At 73.7% G+C, this 19363-nt stretch carries 15 protein-coding genes; 9 read left to right on the forward strand and 6 right to left on the reverse strand.

The window, feature by feature from the left end; translation table 11 throughout:
* Window positions 1-48: 48 nt before the first annotated feature.
* Both OG392_RS03355 and OG392_RS03360 read right to left on the reverse strand, forming a co-directional pair.
* Window positions 49-249 (reverse strand): hypothetical protein, encoded by a 201-nt coding sequence (locus OG392_RS03355; RefSeq protein WP_329275344.1) that lies wholly within the window; start codon window positions 247-249, stop codon window positions 49-51.
* Between the two features lie 340 nt (window positions 250-589).
* A complete protein-coding gene (locus OG392_RS03360) occupies window positions 590-3943 on the reverse strand; it encodes an ATP-binding protein (RefSeq protein ID WP_329275346.1) in 3354 nt (1117 codons plus the stop codon).
* A gap of 199 nt (window positions 3944-4142) precedes the next feature.
* On the opposite strand from OG392_RS03360, the gene OG392_RS03365 reads away from it, so the two are divergent.
* The gene (locus OG392_RS03365; RefSeq protein ID WP_329275348.1) at window positions 4143-6224 is read left to right on the forward strand and encodes a SpoIIE family protein phosphatase; all 2082 of its coding nucleotides are present in this window, start codon (window positions 4143-4145) and stop codon (window positions 6222-6224) included.
* Window positions 6225-6255: 31 nt separating this feature from the next.
* Window positions 6256-7281, forward strand: coding sequence for a PHP domain-containing protein (locus tag OG392_RS03370; RefSeq protein ID WP_329275349.1), 1026 nt, complete (start codon window positions 6256-6258; stop codon window positions 7279-7281).
* Between the two features lie 114 nt (window positions 7282-7395).
* Here the strand turns inward: OG392_RS03370 and OG392_RS03375 are convergent, their stop codons facing one another.
* A complete protein-coding gene (locus OG392_RS03375) occupies window positions 7396-8793 on the reverse strand; it encodes an NADP-dependent succinic semialdehyde dehydrogenase (RefSeq protein WP_329275352.1) in 1398 nt (465 codons plus the stop codon).
* A 128-nt stretch (window positions 8794-8921) separates the two neighbouring features.
* Window positions 8922-9629, reverse strand: a complete 708-nt coding sequence (locus OG392_RS03380) for a ThuA domain-containing protein (protein WP_329275354.1) — start codon at window positions 9627-9629, stop codon at window positions 8922-8924.
* Window positions 9630-9883: 254 nt separating this feature from the next.
* Here OG392_RS03380 and OG392_RS03385 point away from each other — a divergent pair, with 254 nt between their 5' ends.
* Window positions 9884-10690, forward strand: a complete 807-nt coding sequence (locus OG392_RS03385; protein WP_329275357.1) for a class II aldolase/adducin family protein — start codon at window positions 9884-9886, stop codon at window positions 10688-10690.
* 81 nt (window positions 10691-10771) lie between these two features.
* Here OG392_RS03385 and OG392_RS03390 read toward each other — a convergent pair whose 3' ends face one another.
* Window positions 10772-11431 (reverse strand): TetR/AcrR family transcriptional regulator, encoded by a 660-nt coding sequence (locus OG392_RS03390; protein ID WP_329275358.1) that lies wholly within the window; start codon window positions 11429-11431, stop codon window positions 10772-10774.
* Window positions 11432-11534: 103 nt separating this feature from the next.
* Between OG392_RS03390 and OG392_RS03395 the strand changes: the two genes are divergently transcribed.
* The 4 genes from OG392_RS03395 (at window position 11535) to OG392_RS03410 (ending at window position 16258) form a co-directional block, all read left to right on the forward strand.
* A complete protein-coding gene (locus OG392_RS03395; protein WP_329275359.1) occupies window positions 11535-14159 on the forward strand; it encodes an FHA domain-containing protein in 2625 nt (874 codons plus the stop codon).
* A 4-nt stretch (window positions 14160-14163) separates the two neighbouring features.
* The gene (locus OG392_RS03400; RefSeq protein WP_329275360.1) at window positions 14164-14955 is read left to right on the forward strand and encodes a hypothetical protein; all 792 of its coding nucleotides are present in this window, start codon (window positions 14164-14166) and stop codon (window positions 14953-14955) included.
* The gene (locus OG392_RS03405; RefSeq protein WP_329275362.1) at window positions 14955-15944 is read left to right on the forward strand and encodes a serine/threonine-protein kinase; all 990 of its coding nucleotides are present in this window, start codon (window positions 14955-14957) and stop codon (window positions 15942-15944) included. The genes OG392_RS03400 and OG392_RS03405 overlap by 1 nt, the downstream gene beginning before the upstream one ends.
* Before the next feature lie 155 nt (window positions 15945-16099).
* Window positions 16100-16258 (forward strand): hypothetical protein, encoded by a 159-nt coding sequence (locus tag OG392_RS03410; RefSeq protein ID WP_329275364.1) that lies wholly within the window; start codon window positions 16100-16102, stop codon window positions 16256-16258.
* A 46-nt stretch (window positions 16259-16304) separates the two neighbouring features.
* Here the strand turns inward: OG392_RS03410 and OG392_RS03415 are convergent, their stop codons facing one another.
* The gene (locus tag OG392_RS03415; protein WP_329275366.1) at window positions 16305-17282 is read right to left on the reverse strand and encodes a helix-turn-helix transcriptional regulator; all 978 of its coding nucleotides are present in this window, start codon (window positions 17280-17282) and stop codon (window positions 16305-16307) included.
* A gap of 135 nt (window positions 17283-17417) precedes the next feature.
* Between OG392_RS03415 and OG392_RS03420 the strand changes: the two genes are divergently transcribed.
* A complete protein-coding gene (locus OG392_RS03420; protein ID WP_329275369.1) occupies window positions 17418-17813 on the forward strand; it encodes a RidA family protein in 396 nt (131 codons plus the stop codon).
* A gap of 269 nt (window positions 17814-18082) precedes the next feature.
* Window positions 18083-19099 (forward strand): hypothetical protein, encoded by a 1017-nt coding sequence (locus tag OG392_RS03425; RefSeq protein WP_329275372.1) that lies wholly within the window; start codon window positions 18083-18085, stop codon window positions 19097-19099.
* The last annotated feature ends 264 nt before the right edge of the window (window positions 19100-19363 follow it).

Here is a 19363-nt window from a genome sequence, read left to right on the forward strand (position 1 = left end):
ATGGACCGCCGTGGAGCACCGCGGATGTCTCGCCTGGGCCGCGGCGGCCTACGGCAGCAGCTCGTCCATGGAGGCGCGACCCTTCTCGGCCATGCGGCGTTCCGCCCAGGCGAGGGTCTTCGGAGTCACGTCACGGCCGGAGGCGAGGACCAGGTCCTCGGCCGTGAACTCGCCCTCCGACCCGGAATGCAGCAGCCGGTCGGGCGTCGGGTAGTCCCCCAGGGACGTCTTGTCGGGCTCAGCGTTCATGCCGCCTCCTACGTTTCGTCCGGCACTCGCCATTCTCGTGTCCGGCCACCCCGTCCGCATCCGGGAGCGGCGGCGGCCCGCACCTCCCCCGGTCACCGTCCCTCGCTCACCCCCCGTACGCCGGGCGTCACCCTCGGCGGGCCCTCGCCCGGTCCAGGACGACACGGTGGCCTGGGAGGAAAACGAGCGAGCCCGCCGACCAGGACCTGGTCGCCTCCGGGCGCTGCGCGCCGTCCTCGGCCCGCCGGCGCCACCGGATCGGCCGACCGGGCCCGGGCGACTCCCGACGGTGGTCGGCCGGCCTGTCCGGGAAGCGGGCATCGCCGAGGGGAGGCCGACGTCAGGAGGCCGGGGCCTGCCCCCGGTTCCTGACCAGCTCCGCGGCCGCGCGGGACTCGAGCCGCGTCCCTAGCTCGTAGTGGCGGGTGTACGCCTCCGGGGCGAGCGCCACGCGGAGGGTCTCCTCGGCGCGCGACCTGATCAAGGTCTCCGTCTCGGTCGAGAACGGCCGGAAACCGCCGTCCGTGCCGGAGCCGGCATGGGCGTCGTACGCTCCGAGGAGCCGCGCCCCGGTCTCGGCGTCGCCCGGCCCGCCCCGTCCGCCGAGCGCCCAGGCCGCCGTGGCGAACTGGGTGACGATCAGGTACGGGGCGACCAGGCGGGCCAGGGTCTCCACCGCCGCGACGGCCTTCGCCAGCCGCTCCACGGCCGGGTCGTATGCCCCGTCGAGGCAGTCGAGCCAGGCCCACGCTCCCCCTGCGAGACCCCAGAAGAGGTCCGGCGTCGCGTCGCCGAACTCGCGCTCCAGACGGGAGAGCTGAGCGCGGGCGAGACCGGTCCGCCCGGTGTGGCCGTAGTGCTGGGTGAGCAGCATCCGGGCCGAGCCGGCGACCTCGGCGCCCCACTCCCCCGCCGCGTCGGCGGCTTGGGCCAGGAGCTGTTCGGCCGCCGGGTCCCCCTCGGGGGCGAGCCGGAGCCGTACGGCCGCGAGGCGCGCGGTGTACAGGGGCACCTGGGAGCTGGCGCCGACGTGGGCGGCGGCCTCCGTGGCCCGCTCGAAGTCGGCGGCGGCCTCCGCGAGCCGGCCCGCGCGTTCGTAGCTCTCGCCCCGGGCGGCGAGCGCTTCGGCGATGCCCCAGGAGTCCCCCGCGGCCTCGAAGAGGGCGAGTGCCTCGGCCGCGTCACGGGGGCCGCGGACGACGAGCTTGGCCCGCAGGAGGAGGGCGAAGCCCAGGTCCCAGCCGGGGGCGTGGTCGCGACAGGCGTCGACGACCGCCGTCAGGGTCTCGCCGAGGCCGGTGAACTCTCCGGTCATGAGGCGGGCGAAATACCACATCATCGCGGGCTGGCGGCAGGTCTGCGGAAGGCCGGGGCGGTACGCGGAGACCAGCGCGGCGAGCCTGGCGCGGGTTTCGGGGTGCTCGAACGAGGCTGCGCCCCGGCCGCCCTGCGTCGCGAGCACGTACAGCCACCCGCCGCGCCGTGCCTCGGCGAGGCGCTCGCCCTGCCACGGCGGCGGGACGTCGGTGCAGCGCCCGTCGAACGGCTCGGCCGGGCGGACCGGTTCCCGGAAGGGGTCGGGGCCCAGCCGGGCCGCCTCGACGGCCCAGGTGCGGGGGTCGAGCTGGTGGTGTCGGAGTTGCCAGAACCAGCTGAGGGAGTGGACGAGGCAGAGCACCTCCTGCTCCTCGCCGAGCGCGACGGCCGTGCGCAGGGCTCCGCGCAGGTTGTCGTGCTCGCGCTCCAGGAGCGCGATGGCGGCGAGCTGTCCCGAGCCGCGGAGTTCGGGGTCGGCGGTACGGGCGAGTTCCCGGTAGTACGTCAGATGCCGCCGCTCGACCGCGGCCCGCTCCCCCGACTCCCCCAGACGCTCCGCCGCGTACTCCGCCACCGTCTCCAGCAGCCGGAACCGCATCCCCTCACCATCCCGCCCCGGACCCGCCACCACCAACGACTTGTCCACCAGCGCACCCAGCAGATCCAGCACGTCCGACACCCCGCCGTCCGCGCACACCGCCTCCGCCGCCGCCAGATCCGCACCCCCCGCGAACACCGCCAGCCGCCGCAGCACCGCCCGCTCCGGACCCTCCAGCAGATCCCACGACCAGTCCACCACCGCCCGCAGCGTCTGCTGCCGCGGCAACACCGTCCGCGCCCCCGACGTCAGCAACCGGAACCGGTCGTCCAACCGCTCCGCGATCTGACGCACGGACAACAACCGCAACCGCGCCGCCGCCAGCTCGATCGCCAGCGGCAGACCGTCGAGACGCCGGCACACCTCCTCCGCCGCCCCCGCGTCCTCGGCCACCACGAACCCGGGACGCGCCGCCGCACCCCGCTCCCCCAGCAACCGCAAGGCCATCCCCACCGGCAACGGGCCCAACGGCCGCACCGCCTCCCCCGGCACCCCCAACGGCTCCCGGCTCGTCGCCAGCACGGTCACCCCCGGGCAGCGGGCGAGCAGCACGTGGGTGAGCTCCGCCGCCGCCGCGACCACGTGCTCGCAGTTGTCGAGGACGATCAGCATCCGCCGCCCGGAGCAGTGCTCGACGAGTTCGGCGAAGGGGTCCTCCGGGTCCGCCGCGGCGACGGCGGCGGCGCGGTGCCAGACGTGCGTCTCGCGCGCGCCCACGGCGCTCAGGACCGCCGCGGCGACGGTGGACTCCTCACGCACGGAGGCGAGTTCGGCGAAGTGGACGGGGCCGTCCCGGTACGTCCCGGCCGCTTCCAGGGCGAGCCGCGTCTTGCCGACACCGCCCGGCCCGGTGAGGGTGACGAGCCGCCGCGTGCCCCACTCGGCGGCGAGCGCGCCCAGGTCGTCGTCCCGGCCGATGAAGGAGGTCAGCCGCGCGGGAAGACCGACCGACCGGCCCCTCTCGCCCGGCGCCGGTGGCACGGGGTCCGCCTCGTCCGGCACGGGGTCCGCGAGGGGTGCGGGCGTCGGCTCCGCGAGGAGTTCCGCGTGGAGGGCGCGCAGTTCGGGTCCCGGGTCCGTGCCCAGCAGCTCCGCGAGACGCGCGCGCAGGTCCTCGTACGCGGCCAGGGCCTCCGCGGACCGTCCGGCCGCCCGCAGGGCGCGGATCCGCAGGGCCTGGAGCGGTTCGTCGAGCGGCTCTCCGGCCGCCAGGGCGGCGAGCGGGGCGAGGACCTCCGCGGCCCGTCCCAGGGCCAGGTCCGCGGCGAGCCGGTCGCGTCGTGCGTGGGCGTGCCGCTGCTCGACCCGTACGACCAGGGGGTCGGTGTCCCGGCCGGGCAGATCCGCCAGGGCGGGACCCCGCCAGAGCCCGAGGGCCTCGTCGAGGAGGGCGGCGGCCCGGGCCGGGTCCCCGGCGCCGAGCGCGGCGGAACCCTCGGCGGCGAGCCGTTCGAAGCGGTGGAGATCGACGGCGTCCGGGTCCGCGGCCAGGCGGTAGCCGCCACCGGGCGCGGAGACGACGGAGTCCCTGCCCGCGGCGCGGCGCAACCGCCCGACGAGGGCCTGGAGCGCGGCCGTGCGGTCCTGGTCCGGCTCCTCGGCGCGGCCGGTGTCACCCCACACCTGGTCGATCAGCGCGCGCGTGCCCACCGCCCGTCCGCCGGCCCCCGCGAGGGCGGCGAGCAGGGCACGGAGCCTGGCACCGCTCAGGACGGCCTCCGTCCCGTCGTCGGTACGGAAGGCCTGACACGGACCGAGAACACGGTAGGGCGGCTGCACCGGCCCATTCTGCCCCGCCGCACGGCGGGGCCCACCGGCATTTCCGTCCGGCGCCGCACCGACGTGCCGGGAGCGGCCCCCCGCCGCGCCTCATTCGCGGCCTTACTCCCCCTCCCGGCCGGGCTCCACCGAGGCGAACTCGCGCCACGCCGTGTCATCGCCATGGCGTCGAAGGGGCGCGGGTTCGACAATGGGGAGGATGACCGATGAAGACCGGCGTACGCGCAATGGCGAGATCGGGCCCGCCGAGTGGCTCGCCATGAACCGGACCGGCAGCTTCGACTGGGATCTCGACACGGGCACCATCGATGTCGACAAGTCCGGGCTGCTGGTCTTCGGCGTTGCCCCGGACGCCTACGACGGCCGCCCGGTGTCGCTGATCGCCCGCCTCGACCCCGAGGAGCGGGCCAGGCTGGAGAACGTCGTCCGGGAGGCGGTCACCAGCGGCGAGGTCTCGTACACCGCGCACTTCCCCATCCCGCAGCCCGGCGGACCACCCCACTGGACGCATGTGCAGGCACGGATCCTCCGCTCGCCCGACGGGCGGGCGCGGCGGATCGTCGGGGTCGTCCGGGACACGACGGCCGAGGTCACCCGCTTCGCGTTCGTCCAGGAACTGGAGAAGCGGCGCGAGGTCCAGACGAACATCGTCGAGCGGACGACGGCCGCGCTGTCGCGCGCGGTGACCGTGGACGACGTGACGGCCGCCCTGACCGGCCCCGGCGGGCTCGCCAGGCTCGGCGCCGACGGCCTGGCGCTCGGCCTCGTCGAGAACGGCTCGCTGAACATCATCGCGCTCAGCGGCGAGACCCTCGACGTGCTGAACGACTTCCGGGTCCGGCGGCTCGACCGGGCCATGCCGCTGGCCGAGGCGGTCCTGAGCGGGCGGCCCCGTTTCGTGTCCTCGTTCTCGTCGCTCGGGCGGGACTTCCCCGAGCTCGCCCCGTACCTGGAGCGCCTGGACTTCCGGGCGGCCTGCTATCTGCCGCTGGTCGCGCAGGCGCGGTCGCTCGGTGGCATGGCCCTGTTCTACCGGGGCCGTACCTCGTTCAACGCCGACGAGCGCAACCTGGCCCTCGGCCTCGCGGCGATCGTCGCCCAGTCCCTCCAGCGGGCGATCCTCTTCGACGAGGAGCGGGAGCTGGCGACCGGGCTCCAGGCGACGATGCTGCCCCGCCGTATCCCGCGGATCACCGGCGGCGAGATCGCCGTGCGTTACCACGCGGCCTGGAGCGGGCGGCAGGTCGGCGGCGACTGGTACGACGTGATCGCGCTGCCCCGGGGCCGGGTCGGCATCGTCGTGGGCGACGTCCAGGGGCACGACACCCACGCCGCCGCCATCATGGGGCAGCTGCGCATCGCCCTGCGCGCGTACGCCGGTGAGGGCCACGCCCCGTCGACGGTGCTGGCCCGCGCCTCCCGGTTTCTCGCCGAGCTGGACACCAACCGGTTCGCCACCTGCACGTACGCCCAGGTGGATCTGGGCAGCGGCACGCTGCGCGCCGTTCGGGCCGGGCACCTCGGGCCGCTGATCCGGCACACCGACGGCCGGGTCGGGCAGCCCAAGCTGCGGGGCGGGCTGCCGCTGGGGCTCGCGACCGTGTTCGGCGACGAGGAGTTCCCGGAGACGCGGCTCGACCTCGTCCCCGGGGAGACCCTGGTGCTGTGCACGGACGGGCTCGTCGAGCAGCCCGGATCGGACATCGAGACCGGTCTCGCCGCGCTCTCGGCGGCCATCAGCAGCGGCCCGCCGCAGGCGGAGGCCCTGGCCGACCACCTCTCCGAGCGGCTGTGGGAGCGCTGGGGCGCGGGCGACGACGTGGCCCTCCTGGTGCTGCGGCGCAGCCCGGACCCGGGCACGCCCCGAGCGCCGCGCATCCACCAGTACATCCACCAGGCCGATCCGCAGGGCCTGTCGGACGCGCGTGCGGCCGTGGGGCAGGCGCTGCACGACTGGGGCATGTCGGAACTGGCCGACGACGCCGAGTTGTTGACGGGTGAGCTGCTCGTCAACGTCCTGCTCCACACCGAGGGCGGCGCGGTCCTGACCCTGGAGGTGCTGCCCGAACCGGTGCGGCGGGTACGGCTCTCGGTGCAGGACCGGTCGAGTGCCTGGCCCCGGCGGCGTACCCCCGGCGAGGCCGCCACCTCCGGGCGCGGACTGATGCTGCTCGACGCGCTGGCCTCGCGCTGGGGTGTCGAGCCACGCGGCGAGGGCAAGGCCGTGTGGTGCGAGATCGGTCCGGCGGAGGTGCCGGCCGACCTCGGTCACGGCGTCTGAGGGGGACTCTGAGGAAGGGAGCAGCGACACCATGGATCCTGTGGCCGCCCTGAACCGGATCGCGTTCCTCCTCGAGCGCGCCCAAGCGCCGGGGTACCGGGCCCGGGCCTTCCGTACGGCGGCCGCCGCGGTCTCCGCCCTGCCGGACGGCGAGGCGGCCGACCGCGCGGCGGCGGGCACCCTGGAGGCCGTGAAGGGCCTCGGACCGAAGACGGCGGCGGTGGTGCGCGAGGCGCTGGACGGACGGGTCCCGGAGTATCTGGCGGGGCTCGAGGCGGAGCTGGAGGAGTCGCTGCGGACCGACGGAGGGACGAGCGGGGGCGAGGCCCTGCGGGCGGCCCTGCGCGGCGACTGCCATCTCCACTCGGACTGGTCCGACGGCGGCGCCACGATCGAGGACATGGGCCGCGCGGCGGCGGCCCTCGGCCACGAGTGGGCGGTGCTCACCGACCATTCGCCCCGCCTCACGGTGGCACGCGGGCTCTCGGCCGAGCGGCTCCTGGAGCAACTCGACGTGGTGGCGCGGCTGAACGCGGAGTGGGCACCGTTCCGGCTGCTCACCGGGATCGAGTGCGACATCCTGGAGGACGGTTCGCTCGACCAGGAACCCGAGCTCCTGGACCGTCTCGACCTCGTGGTCGGTTCGGCCCACTCGAAACTCCGCATGGACGCCAGGGCGATGACCCGGCGGCTCGAACGGGCCGTGCGCAACCCTCTGATGGACGTGCTCGGGCACTGTACGGGCCGTCTGGTGGCGGGCGGGCGACTGCGGCCGGAGTCGGAGTTCGACGCGGAGCGGGTCTTCGCCGCCTGCGCCGAGTCCGGGACGGCGGTCGAGATCAACAGCCGCCCGGAGCGGCTCGACCCGCCGCGCCGGCTGCTCCGGCTCGCGGTGGCGACGGGCACGTACTTCGCGGTGGACACGGACGCGCACGCGCCGGGCCAGCTGGAGTGGCAGATCATCGGCTGCGCGCGGGCGGAGGAGTGCGGAGTGCCGGAGGACCGGGTGATCAACACCTGGTCGGCGGACCGGCTGACGGAGTGGACCCGGGCCTGAGAGCCCGGCCTGAGGGGCGATGCGGGTGGACGGGTGGAATGCACCGTGTCGCCGCGCCGCCGGAGCGGCGCGGCGACACAGGGGCGCGGCGACACAGGGGCGCGGGGGCGTCGGTCAGGCGCGCTGCCAGACCGTCGTCGCGTTGCAGAACTCGCGGATGCCGTGCCCGGAGAGCTCTCGGCCGTAACCGGAGCGCTTGATCCCGCCGAAGGGGAGGGCGGGGTGCGAGGCCGTCATGCCGTTGACGAACACGCCCCCGGCCTCCAGATCGCGTACGAGGAAGGCGACGTCCTCCGAGGAGCGGGTCCAGACGTTGGAACTGAGTCCGAACGGGGAGTCGTTGGCGACGGTCACGGCCTCCTCGATGTCACGGACCCGGTACACCGTGGCGACCGGCCCGAAGGTCTCCTCCTGGTGGATCCGCATCTCCGGGGTGATGCCGGCGAGCACGGTGGGCCGGTAGTACCAGCCGTTCGCCAGTTCCGGCTCCTCCGGCCGGTGGCCGCCGCACAGGGCGGTGGCACCCCGCCGTACCGCGTCGTCGACGAGCGCCTCCAGATCGGCGCGGCCCTGTTCCGTGGCGAGGGGGCCGACATCGGTGGCCTCGTCGAGGGGATCGCCGACGGTGAGGGCGTTCATGGCGGCGGTGAAGCGCTCGGAGAAGTCGTCGTACACGTTCTCGTGGACGATGAACCGCTTGGCGGCGATGCAGGACTGCCCGTTGTTCTGCACGCGCGCGGTGACGGCCGTCTTCACGGCCCCGACGACATCGGCCGAGGGCATGACGATGAACGGGTCGCTGCCGCCGAGTTCCAGGACGGTCTTCTTGACCTCGTCGCCCGCGACGGAGGCGACGGCCCTGCCCGCGGGTTCGCTGCCGGTGAGGGTGGCGGCGACGACCCTGGGGTCCCGCAGGACGCGCTCGACGTCGCGGGACCCGATGAGCAGGGCCTGGAAGCAGCCCTCGGGGTATCCGGCGCGGCGGAAGAGGTCGCCGAGGTAGAGCGCGGTCCTCGGCACGTTGGAGGCGTGCTTGAGGAGACCGGTGTTGCCCGCCATGAGCGCGGGCGCGGCGAAGCGGATCACCTGCCAGAGCGGGAAGTTCCACGGCATGACGGCGAGGATCGGGCCGAGCGGCCGGTAGTGGACGCGCGCCACGTCGGCGCCGGAGTCCTGGACGTCGCTCTCCGCCGGGTGCTCGTCGGCGAGCAGCTCCTCGGCGTTGTGGGCGTACCAGCGCATCGCCTTGGCGCACTTGGCGGCCTCCGCGCGGGCCGCGGAGATCGGCTTGCCCATCTCGACGGTCATGGTGTGCGCGATGTCCTCGTTGTCCTCGTCGAGGAGAGCGGCGGCGGCGCGCAGCAGACGGGCGCGTTCGGCGAAGGAGGTGGTGCGGTACTGGCGGTACGCCTCGTGGGCGGCGGCGATCCGCCGCTCGACCTCCTCGGGCCCGTGGGCCTCGTAGACGCGCAGCGTCTCGCCGGTCGCGGGGTTCACGGTGGCGATGCCCATGACGGGTCTCCTCCTGACATCGGCCCCCGTCCGCACGTTTCCGCTAAGCGGGGCTCGGCGCAACAGGGGCGGTGCGGTGGGGTGACCCGAAAACGGCGGTGGCCTCGGGGAACGCGGCCGGAGGTCGGCTACCGGGCGGTGAGCCAGGACAGGGCGCCGGAGAGGTGGGCGCGGAAGACGGGGTCGCGGTACGTCTCCGCGGCGTGACCGAGCGCGGTGAAGAACACCCGCCCGCCGTCGATCTCCCGGCACCAGACCAGCGGGTGGTCGTCACCGTGCGTGCCGCCCCGGTACGAGGTCTCGTCGGCCCGGGCGAGGATCCACACCCCGGACTCGGAGCCGTCCCCGGGCTTCCCCGTGCCCTCGTGCTTCCCGCCGCCCCGCGGGTCCGACGTGAAGTTGTACCACTCGTCGGTCCACTCCCAGCGGTCCGGCAGCGGGGCCGTCGCGGGGTGGTCGTGGTCGTCGACGAGGACGATGCCGGGCTGGAGCTCGGGGTGGCCGTCGAAGCGGGTGCCGAGCAGTTCTCCGTAGAAGGGCCAGTCGGGCTCGGCGTTGGCGGCCGCGTGGACGGCGAGCAGGGCGCCGCCGCCCCTCAGGTACGCCTCGAAGGCGGTGCGTCCCTCCGGCGTGAGGACGTTCCCGGTCGTGGAGAGCAGGACGACGACGGCGCACCGCGCGAGGCGCCCGGTCGTGAAGGCCTCCGGGTCGTCCGTCACCTCGGCCTTCCGGCCGAGCTCGTGCGCCAGCTCCATGAGCGCCGCGGCCCCGTCGGTGATCGAGTCGTGGCGGTAGCCCGTGGTGCGGGTGTAGATCAGGACGTCCGGGGTGGGCACGCGGGGACTCCAGGAGACGAGGCCAGGGGGCGAGGGGCGAGGGACGGGGGGCGGCGGCCGCCGAGGGACAGCCGGCGGGCGAGAGCCGGCACACGTGGGGAAAGCGCTTTCTGTACGGGGTCGACCGTAGCCACCGGAATCCCTCGGCCGCAACCCTCGCCGCCCCCTCACCCCACCCCTCGATCCATTGTCGTATCGGATACATCTCTGTATCTTTTGGCGCGCCACGCCCCACCGCTCACCGAGGAGCCGTCATGAGCACCGTGCCGCCCGCGCTCGCCGCCGCCGTCGGGCCGTTGCCCGAAGGGGTCGTCCTTCCGCTGCCGCCCGCCTTCGACTCCGTCGAGGAGGAGCGCCGGTACCGCAAGGAGCAACTCGCCGCCGGTTTCCGCATCTTCGGACGGTTCGGCTTCTCCGAGGGGGTCGCCGGGCACATCACCGTCCGCGACCCCGGTGACCCCGACGCCTTCTGGGTCAACCCCTTCGGCATGAGCTTCGGCCAGATCAAGGCCTCCGACCTGATCCTGGTGGACCACGAAGGGACCGTACTGGAGGGGCGCAGGCCCGTGAACCGGGCCGCGTTCGTCATCCACTCACGGGTCCACGCCGCCCGGCCCGACGCGATCGCCGCCGCGCACTCGCACTCCCTGTACGGCAAGGCCTTCTCCAGCCTCGGCATCCCGCTCGACCCGATCACCCAGGACGCCTGCGCCTTCTTCGAGGACCACGGGATCTACGACGACTACCGGGGCGTGGTCAACGAGACCGAGGAGGGCGAGCGCGTCGCCAAGGCCCTGGGCGACCACAAGGCGGTCATCCTCAAGAACCACGGGCTGTTGACCGTCGGTCAGTCCGTCGCCGAGGCCGTGTGGTGGTTCGTCACCATGGAGCGGTCCTGCCAGGCGCAGCTCCTCGCGATGGCGGCGGGCACGCCGCAGCACATCGACCGGGAGACGGCCCTGCTCACGCGCGGGCAGATCGGCGGGCACCTGGCCGGCTGGTTCCAGGCGCGCCCGCTGTGGGATCAGATCACGGCGTCGGATCCGGACCTCTTCGACTGACCGCCCCCGCCCCACGCGGCGTCGCCGACACCGGCGCCGGCGTCAAGGCCGGGCGTCACCGCCCGGCATCACTCCCCGGCGTCACTGCCCGGCATCACTGCCGGTGTCCGTGTCACCGGAGGTGCCGGCGCCCGGGATCCGCCGCGTCGACGCCTCCAGGAGCGGGGGGAGGAACTGCAGCTCCAGGCTGCCCGGCGGCAGCTCGGCCGGCTCCACGTAGCTCTGCGCGAGTCCCCCCTCGCGCAGGGCGATGAGGAGACGCGCGAACCGGTCGGCGTCCACGGTCAGTTCGCGCCCGGCCCGGCGCAGGACGAGGGTGAGCCCGCGAGCGATCTCGGCCCGCAGCCGCGCGTCGTGGCGCGCCAGCACCCAGGCGGCCTGCGGGTCGCGGATGGCGTGCAGGGTGAACTCGGTGGTGACGAGGTACCAGTCCCGCTCGTCCGGTTCGACCCTGGAGGCGAGCTCCGCGAGCCGGGTCAGGGTGTACTCCTCGGCGGTCAGCGCGTCGATCGCGTCGGCGAGCCGTCCCACGGTCCGGTCGCTGTGCTCGTCGAAGAGGGCGAGGAAGAGCTCTTCCTTGCTCGCGAAGTTCGAGTAGTACGCGCCCCGCGTGAATCCGGCTCGCTCACAGATCTGCTCGATCGTCGTCGCGTGGAAGCCGTGCTCGGCGAAGGTCTCCAGGGCGGCCTTCAGCAGGGCCGCGCGGGTACGGGGCCGCCTCCTGGTGACACCTTTCGGCACGGGTGCTTCCTCCTTCGTCCTGGGCCGCTTCCCGCGGCGGACGCCCACCCTACCGGCGGCCTCATCCCGGGCGGGGATCACCACCGGCGGATAATATTCACGCATGGGAGAGCGACCCGTCGCGCCCGCGGCGCCCGAGCTGGTCCTCGAGATCGACGGGGACGCGACCCGGATGAGTCCGAGCCGCGTCTATCGCATCGGACGTGACCCGACCAGCGACGTCGTCCTCGCGGACGCGCGCGCGTCCTGGCACCACGCGGTGCTCAGCGCCGCCGCCGGCCACTGGACCCTCGCGGACGAGGGCAGCACGAACGGCACCTTCACGGACGGCCTGCGGGTGGCCGGGCGGCAGGAGGTGGGTGCCGGGACGGTCGTACGCTTCGGGCATCCGGAGGACGGCCCCCGCGCGGTCCTGTCGTCGGGAGCCGCCCCGTCCGCTCCGGCGGCGGCGGTGCCGGAGGCGCAGCCGGAAGCGGCGCCGCCGCCCGAACCGGCCCCTGCCGACTCGCCGGCGGACCCCCCGCCCACTCCGGCGACGCCGGCACCCGCCCCGACACCGGCGCCCGCACCCGCACCCGCACCCGCACCCGCACCCGCCGAGGCCGCGCCCCCGGCCGAGGCTCCCACGCCCGCCCCCGCGCCGGCCCCCGCACCCGCGGCGGCCTCCCCCGTGACCCCCGACCTCGGCACCCCGCCGAACGCGCCGCTCCCCCGGCCCCCCTCCGTCGCGCACCCCGCCGCCACCGGCACCTTCCGGCAGCCGACGTCCGTGCGGCCGTTGCCCGCCCACAGCATCCGGATCGGCCGCGCCCCCGACAACGACGTCGTCGTCCCCGATCTCGTCGTCTCCCGGCACCACGCCGAGCTGCGCGCCCGCCCCGACGGCACGTACTGGATCCATGACCTGGGCAGCCACAACGGCACCTACCTCAACGGCGCCCCCGTCGTCGACGCCCGCGTGACGCCGGACGACATCGTCGGTGTCGGCCACTGCGCGTTCTGTCTCATCGGCGGGCAGCTCGTCGAGTTCACCGACACCGGCGAGGTCTCCCTCGACGTCCAGTCCCTCGCCGTCACCGTCGACCACGGACGCAAGATCCTCCTCGACGAGGTGTCGTTCCCCGTGGGCGAGAAGTGCCTGCTGGGGGTGGTGGGACCGTCCGGCGCCGGGAAGTCGACGCTCCTGGGCGCGCTCACCGGGCAGCGCCCCGCCGACCGGGGCACGGTGCTCTACGACGGCCGCGACCTGTACCGGGACTACGCCGAGCTGCGCCAGCGCATCGGGCTCGTCCCGCAGGACGACATCCTGCACCTCCAGCTGACCGTGCGCCGAGCCCTCGGGTACGCCGCGGAGCTGCGCTTCCCCGAGGACACCGAGCCGGACGAGCGGCGGGCCCGGGTGGACGAGGTGATCCGGGAGCTGGGACTCACGGAACGCGCGCAGCAGCCCATCCACAGCCTCTCCGGCGGCCAGCGCAAGCGGGTGAGCGTCGCGCTCGAACTGCTCACCAAGCCGTCGCTGCTGTTCCTCGACGAGCCGACGTCCGGTCTCGACCCCGGCATGGACCGGTCCGTGATGCACATGCTGCGCGGGCTCGCGGACGACGGCCGGACCGTCGTCGTCGTCACGCACAGCGTGCTCAGTCTGGACGTGTGCGACCGGCTCCTCGTCCTCGCGCCGGGCGGCCGGGTCGCCTACTACGGGCCGCCCGCGGACTCCCTCGGCTTCTTCGGTTTCGACCAGTGGCCCGAGGCCTTCGAGGCCTTCGAGAACGACCGGGACCGTGACTGGGCGGGTCTGTACCGGTCCTCGCGCTTCCACCGCCGCTACGTCTCCGACGCGACGGCCCGCCCGAACGTCCCCCTGCCGGGGGCCTCCCCGGGGGAACGGGAGCCGGCACCACCGCCGAAAGCGCAGAGCTGGGGCTCCCAGCTGCGGACGCTCGTCCGCCGGTACGCCGCGGCGCTCTCCGCCGACCGCACGTTCCTGGCCATCATGATCGCGCTGCCGTTCGTGATGGGCGCGATGGCCCGGGCCCTGTCCGAGGGCGGCTTCAACCAGGAGTCGACGCTGAACGTCCTGCTCATCCTCTGTGTGGGCGGTGTCCTCACGGGCGCGGCGAACGCCGTCCGCGAACTGGTCAAGGAACGGACCATCTACCGTCGCGAGAGAGCCGTCGGCCTCTCCCGCTCGGCTTACCTCGCCTCCAAGGTGGTCGTCCTCGGCACGATCACGGTGGTCCAGGCCGTCGTCCTGACCCTGGTGGCCCTGATCGGCGTCCCGCTGAACGTGCCCGGCGGCAAGGGCGTCCTGATGCCACCGCTCGTGGAGATCACCCTCGCCGTCGCACTGCTCTCGTTCACGGCGATGATGCTCGGGCTGCTCGTCTCCGCCCTCGTCCGCAAGGAGGAGGTGACGATGCCGCTGCTCGTCCTCCTCGCGATCGTGCAGGTGGTGTTCTGCGGTGCGCTCCTGACCGTGCGGGGGACTCCCGTCCTGGAGCAGCTGGCGTGGCTGGTGCCGTCGCGGTGGGCGTTCGCGGCGATGGGCGCCACGGTGGACATCGGGACGGTCTCGCCGAGCGAGAAGACGGCGGATCCGCTGATGGACCACACGGCGTCGGCCTGGTTGTTCGACATGGGCATGATGGTCGTGCTCTGTCTCGTCCTCGGTCTGCTCGTGGCGCGGCTGCTGCGCCGCCACGAGCCGGTCGTGATGCGGAGGTAGGCCCGTGAGCTTCCCCGTACCGGAGTACGTGCCGGACTTCCGGCCCACCCATGTCGTACCGCGCGACGGCCTCGACACCTGGGAAGGGCCGGATCCGACGCTGCCCACGACGCCGCTCGACGCCTTCCTGCCGGTACGTCTGGAGGAGCGGGCCGGCGACTGGGGGCGGATCCTCTGCTCCAACGGCTGGACCGCCTGGGTCGACGCGCGGCTCCTCGTCACCGTCCCGGACGACCCCCCGGCGGCAGGACAGCCGCTCACCAGAACCGCCGATCCGCGCCCGCTGATCTCGCGCGCCGAGGATGCGCTCGGCCGCTACCGGCGGGCGGCGGAGGCGCTGGGGGCGGGGCGCCTCGACGGCGAGAACTTCCGGCTGCGGACACGTGGGCTGCGGGTGGGCATGGTCGTCGACGGCGAGTCGGTCTGGCTGTACGACGCGGAGCACGAGCGATGGGTCTACTGCGACGGCGTGGGGCTGAGTACGTACGCGGCGTCGTCGGCGCCCTCGATCGCCTCCCCCGCGTCTCCCGCTTCCCCCGCCGGCGATACGGCGGCGCCCGGCGGAGCCGGGGAGGCGGAGGAGCCGGAGGAGGCCGGCGGTCACGAGCGGGCCGCGGCCGCGCCCCTCGACCACGAGCCGACCCAGGTGGTGCTGCGGGGCGACGCGCCGCCGGCCGCCGGACCGCCGCCGACCCAGGTCGTGCCGCAGGCGCAGGCGGACCCCGCCTCGGCCCCGGCGCCACCGCCCACCCAGGTCGTGGAGCGCCCGCCGCCGCGAACGGCAGGTGAGGAGTGATGGCAGGCGGGCCGCAGGACGACCCGGAGCTGCCGGCGGGCCGTCCGTCCGGACTCCTGGGCAAGGAGATCGCGGGCTACCGGGTGGAGCGCGAGATCGGCCGGGGCGGGATGGCGGTCGTGTACCGGGCGCGGGATCTGCGGCTCGACCGGACCGTGGCACTGAAGCTGCTCGCCCCCGAGCTGGCCCGTAACGACACCTTCCGCAAGCGTTTCGCGCACGAGTCGAGGGTCGCCGCCTCGATCGACCACCCCCACATCGTGCCTGTCTTCGACGCGGGCGAGACGGAGGGGGTGCTGTACATCGCCATGCGGTACGTGGCGGGGCAGGACCTGGTGGCCCTGCTGGACCGCGAGGGGCCGCTGCCGCCCGGGAAGGCGGGGCGGATCGCCGTGCAGGTGGCCTCGGCCCTGGACGCGGCGCACGCCCACGACCTGGTGCACCGGGATGTGAAGCCCGGCAACATCCTGGTCGCTGAGGGTACCGACCGGGACCATCCGGAGCATGTGTACCTCACGGACTTCGGCCTGACGAAGAAGTCGTTGTCGCTGACGGGGTTCACCACGGTGGGCGAGTTCGTGGGCACGCTGGACTACGTGGCGCCCGAGCAGATCTCGGGGAAGCCGGTGGACGGCCGGTGCGATGTGTACAGCCTGGCGTGTGTGGTGTTCGAGACGCTGGTGGGTGCGCCGCCGTTCCGCCGTGACACCGACTGGGCGGTGCTGTGGGCGCAGCAGTACGACCCGCCGCCGCCGCTCTCCGAGGTCAGGCCGGGGCTGCCGGGGGCCGCGGACGCGGTCTTCGCGAGGGCGCTGGCGAAGACGCCCGAGGAGCGGTACGGGACGTGCCTGGAGTTCGTGGCGGAGCTGCGGGCCGCGTTGACGACGGGCGGAGCATCCGGGTCGTTCGTGACGAAGGGCGGCCCGGAGCCGCTGACTCCGCCGCGGGACCCGCCCGCGTGGGCGAGGCCGGTGTTCCGGGCACGGTAGGGCGGTTCTCCCGCCTGCCGTCCGGGCAGCCGTCCCGCGAACCGAGTACCCGCCTGAGTACGCGAGCCCTTCGGCCCCGGAACCCGGCCGTGCGACAGTGCGTCCGTACGGGCCGGGGGGTCCGGTGGTGACCCGGGCGGGGAGAGGGGACGGACGTGGACCTGTTCGACGGAGAGTTCGGCGGTCGGGACGAGCACCAGACGGATGTGGGGGGCGGCGGCTGTTCCTGGTTCTACGTGGTCCTCATCGGGCTCGCGATCCTCGTGGTCGTCGGCATGAACCGGTTCTTCGACTTCGTCAGAAGCCTCCTCTGACGGTCCCCGCCGGAACCGGCGGACGGACAAGGGCCTGGGCGACGGTTCACGCCTCAGGTGGGGTTGCGTAGCGGTCGGCCAGCGCGGCGGCCCGGTCGTACAGCACGGTGCGCAGGGACTCGGGGGCCAGGGCTTCCGCGTCCGTCCCGAGCTGCCACAGGGCCCACGCGGCGTGGCGTGCGTCCTGGTAGGTCAGCTCCAGGCGGAGTCGGCCGTCCGCGTCCGGTTCCTCGGCGCGGACGGCCACCGCGGTGTCCAGCAGGTCCTCCCGGCGCGCCGGGTCCACCCGTACCAGCACGGTGAGGTGGTCGTCGCCGAGGAACCGCGCGGAGCGCTCGCGCCAGATCCGGTCCAGGTCGACCCGGTCGGGCCGCTCGGCCGGCTCGGCCAGTTCCTCGGCGGCCAGCACCCGCGACAGCCGGTACGTACGGTCCGCGCCGGCCCTGGTGGCCAGCAGGTAGCCCCGGTCGCGCACCGTGACCAGGCCGATCGGGTCCACGGTGCGCCAGTCCGGAGCCCGGCCGGTGGCCGCGTAGTGGATGCGCAGCCTGTGTCCGGCGAGCACCGCGCGCCGGACCTCGGTCATCGTCGTACCGGGTACCTCGTCGCCGTTGCGCCGCCGTGACAGCAGGTCCGCCTCCGGCTCGACGAGAAACCGCTGGACCGCGTCGCTCGCGGTGGCCCGGTGGCCGTCCGGCAGCGCGTCGAGGATCTTCCGCATGGCCGAGGCGCGCGCCGAGGCGAGGCCGAACGCCTGCTCCCCGCGCCCCGGTCCGGCGGTCAGCAGGGCGAGGGCCTCGTCGTGGTTCAGCCCGGTGAGCTCGGTACGGAAGCCGGGCAGCAGGGCGAAGCCGCCGTGCCGGCCGCGCTCCGCGTAGACGGGGACGCCGGCCGTGGACAGCGCGTCGATGTCGCGGAGCACGGTACGGGTGGACACCCCCAGCTCACGAGCCAGGGTGTCCGCGGTCAGACGACCGTGCCGACGCAGCAGGAGCACCAGGGAGACCAGCCGGTCGGCACGCATGCGAGAACGCTAACGGAATACATGACCGAGGGTGTCGTGATTGGTTGGCAGGCTTCTCGGCACGACGTCGCGGCGGGTGGTCCGAGCGGCGACGGACGGACGTATCCCTACGAAGCGAACGGAGCTGATGCGGCGATGGAGCGCACGGCGGTCAACCCGGTGACGTGGTCGGTGGAGAAGGGGTTCAACCAGGGTGAGCTCGTCTCCGGGCACACACGCACCCTGTTCATCTCCGGTCAGACGGCGATGAGCGAGAAGGGCGAGCCGCAGCACGAGGGGGACATGGCACGCCAGTTGGCGCTGAGCCTCGATAACATCGAGGCCGTACTCGGCGAGGCCGGCATGTCGCTCGCGAACCTCGTACGGCTCAACGTCTACACGACCGACGTCGACCTGCTCTTCCAGCACTACGGCGAGCTGGCGGGCCGGCTGGGCGCGGCCGGAGTGGCACCGGCCACCACGATGCTCGGGGTGACGCGACTGGCGATCCCCGGCCAGACGGTCGAACTGGAGGGAACCGCCGTCGCGTGACACGACGGTGGCGGCGCCGCTGTCCGTGCCCGCCTCGACGGGATCGGAGAGCGGCGCCGGGCTCGCCGAAGCCGGGGGTGCTCCGGTCCCGAGGGTGACGCAGGCAACACCGGTTGCGGGGCAACCATTCGGCGAGGCGGCCGGTCTCCTGATCGATCACTCCCAGTGATCGCATCGACGAGGAGACCATCATCACCGCCATACGCAAGACCCTCACCGCCACCGCAGTCGTCGGCGCCGTCCTGGCGGGTTCGGCCGCCTGCGGCACGGTGGAACAGCTTTCCGCGGGGCAGAAGCTGGACCAGGCCTTCGAGAAGCTGGGCAAGGAGAAGTCGATCTCCTTCGAACTCGACCTGGACGTCGACGCGAAGACCCTCAAGCTGATGGACGCCGAGTCGGACCCGGAGCCCGGTGACGAGATCCCCGACGAGGCAGCGGACCTGATCAGCGGTGCGAAGGTCAGCGTCACGGTGGAGTCGAAGAAGGCGATCGGCGAGTCCGAGGAGAAGGACTTCGTCGGTATGGCCATGAAGGTCAGCACCTCGGGTGGTGACCTGCTCGACTACCGGGTCGTCGGCGACTACACGTACGTCCGGTCCGACGTCCAAGCCCTCAGCAAGGCGATGGCGATACCCGTCCCGCCCGTCGACCAGCTCCCTCCGGAGGCGAAGGGCATCAAGAAGGTCCTCGATGGCGGCTGGATCAAGTTCAACACCAAGGAGATGGAGAAGGCCGGCCAGGACATGGCCGAGGAGATGGGCGAGGCGCCCGGCGCCAAGCCGTCCGCCGAGCCCTCTCTGGACCCCAAGACGCAGAAGAAGCTCGTGGCGGCCCTCCGTGAGGTCATCGCCCGTGAGGTCGACTTCAAGACCGCCGGCGGCCAGGACGGCACCGAGCACATCACTGCCACGGCCCCGCTCCGCACCCTGCTCACGCGGCTGATCGGCGAGCTGCGTCCGCTCACCAAGGACCTGCCGCCCGGCATGGACCTTCCGTCGGACAAGGACCTCAAGGACACCCCCGACACCAAGGTGTCGGCCGACTTCACGCTCAAGAACGGCGAGCTGACCGAGGTGTACGTCGACCTCGCCAAGCTGGCCGAGAACGCGCAGGTCAAGAAGTTCGGTCTGGCCCTGAGGATGAGCGGCGGCAGCAGGCCGGTGGCCCCGGCCGGTGCCACGGAGATGAACCTGGAGGAGCTCATGGGCGGTTTCTTCGGCGCCATGATGCCGGACGAGGGCCCCGAAGGGGGCTTCGAAGAGGGCTTCGAAGAGGACGCCGCGTAGGGACATAGCGGAGAGACACCGCAGCCTGCCGCAGGCGCGGCGGGCCGCTTCCGTGCCGGCCGGGGCGGCGCCCCGGCCGGCGGACGTCGTCCGGCGCACGGCGCCCGGTCCCGTGCACGGGGGGGGAGGCACGGGACCGGGCTGTCTCCTACGGTACGCGCCACGGGGCCCTGTCGCGCAGGTATGCGGCACCTCGCGTCCTCCCCGGGTCGTCCACGGCGTCGGTACGCTCGACGGTCGCCCACGGGCGGCGGCGCGGCCCGT

This window comes from Streptomyces sp. NBC_00691 (assembly GCF_036226665.1).
Taxonomy (GTDB): domain Bacteria; phylum Actinomycetota; class Actinomycetes; order Streptomycetales; family Streptomycetaceae; genus Streptomyces.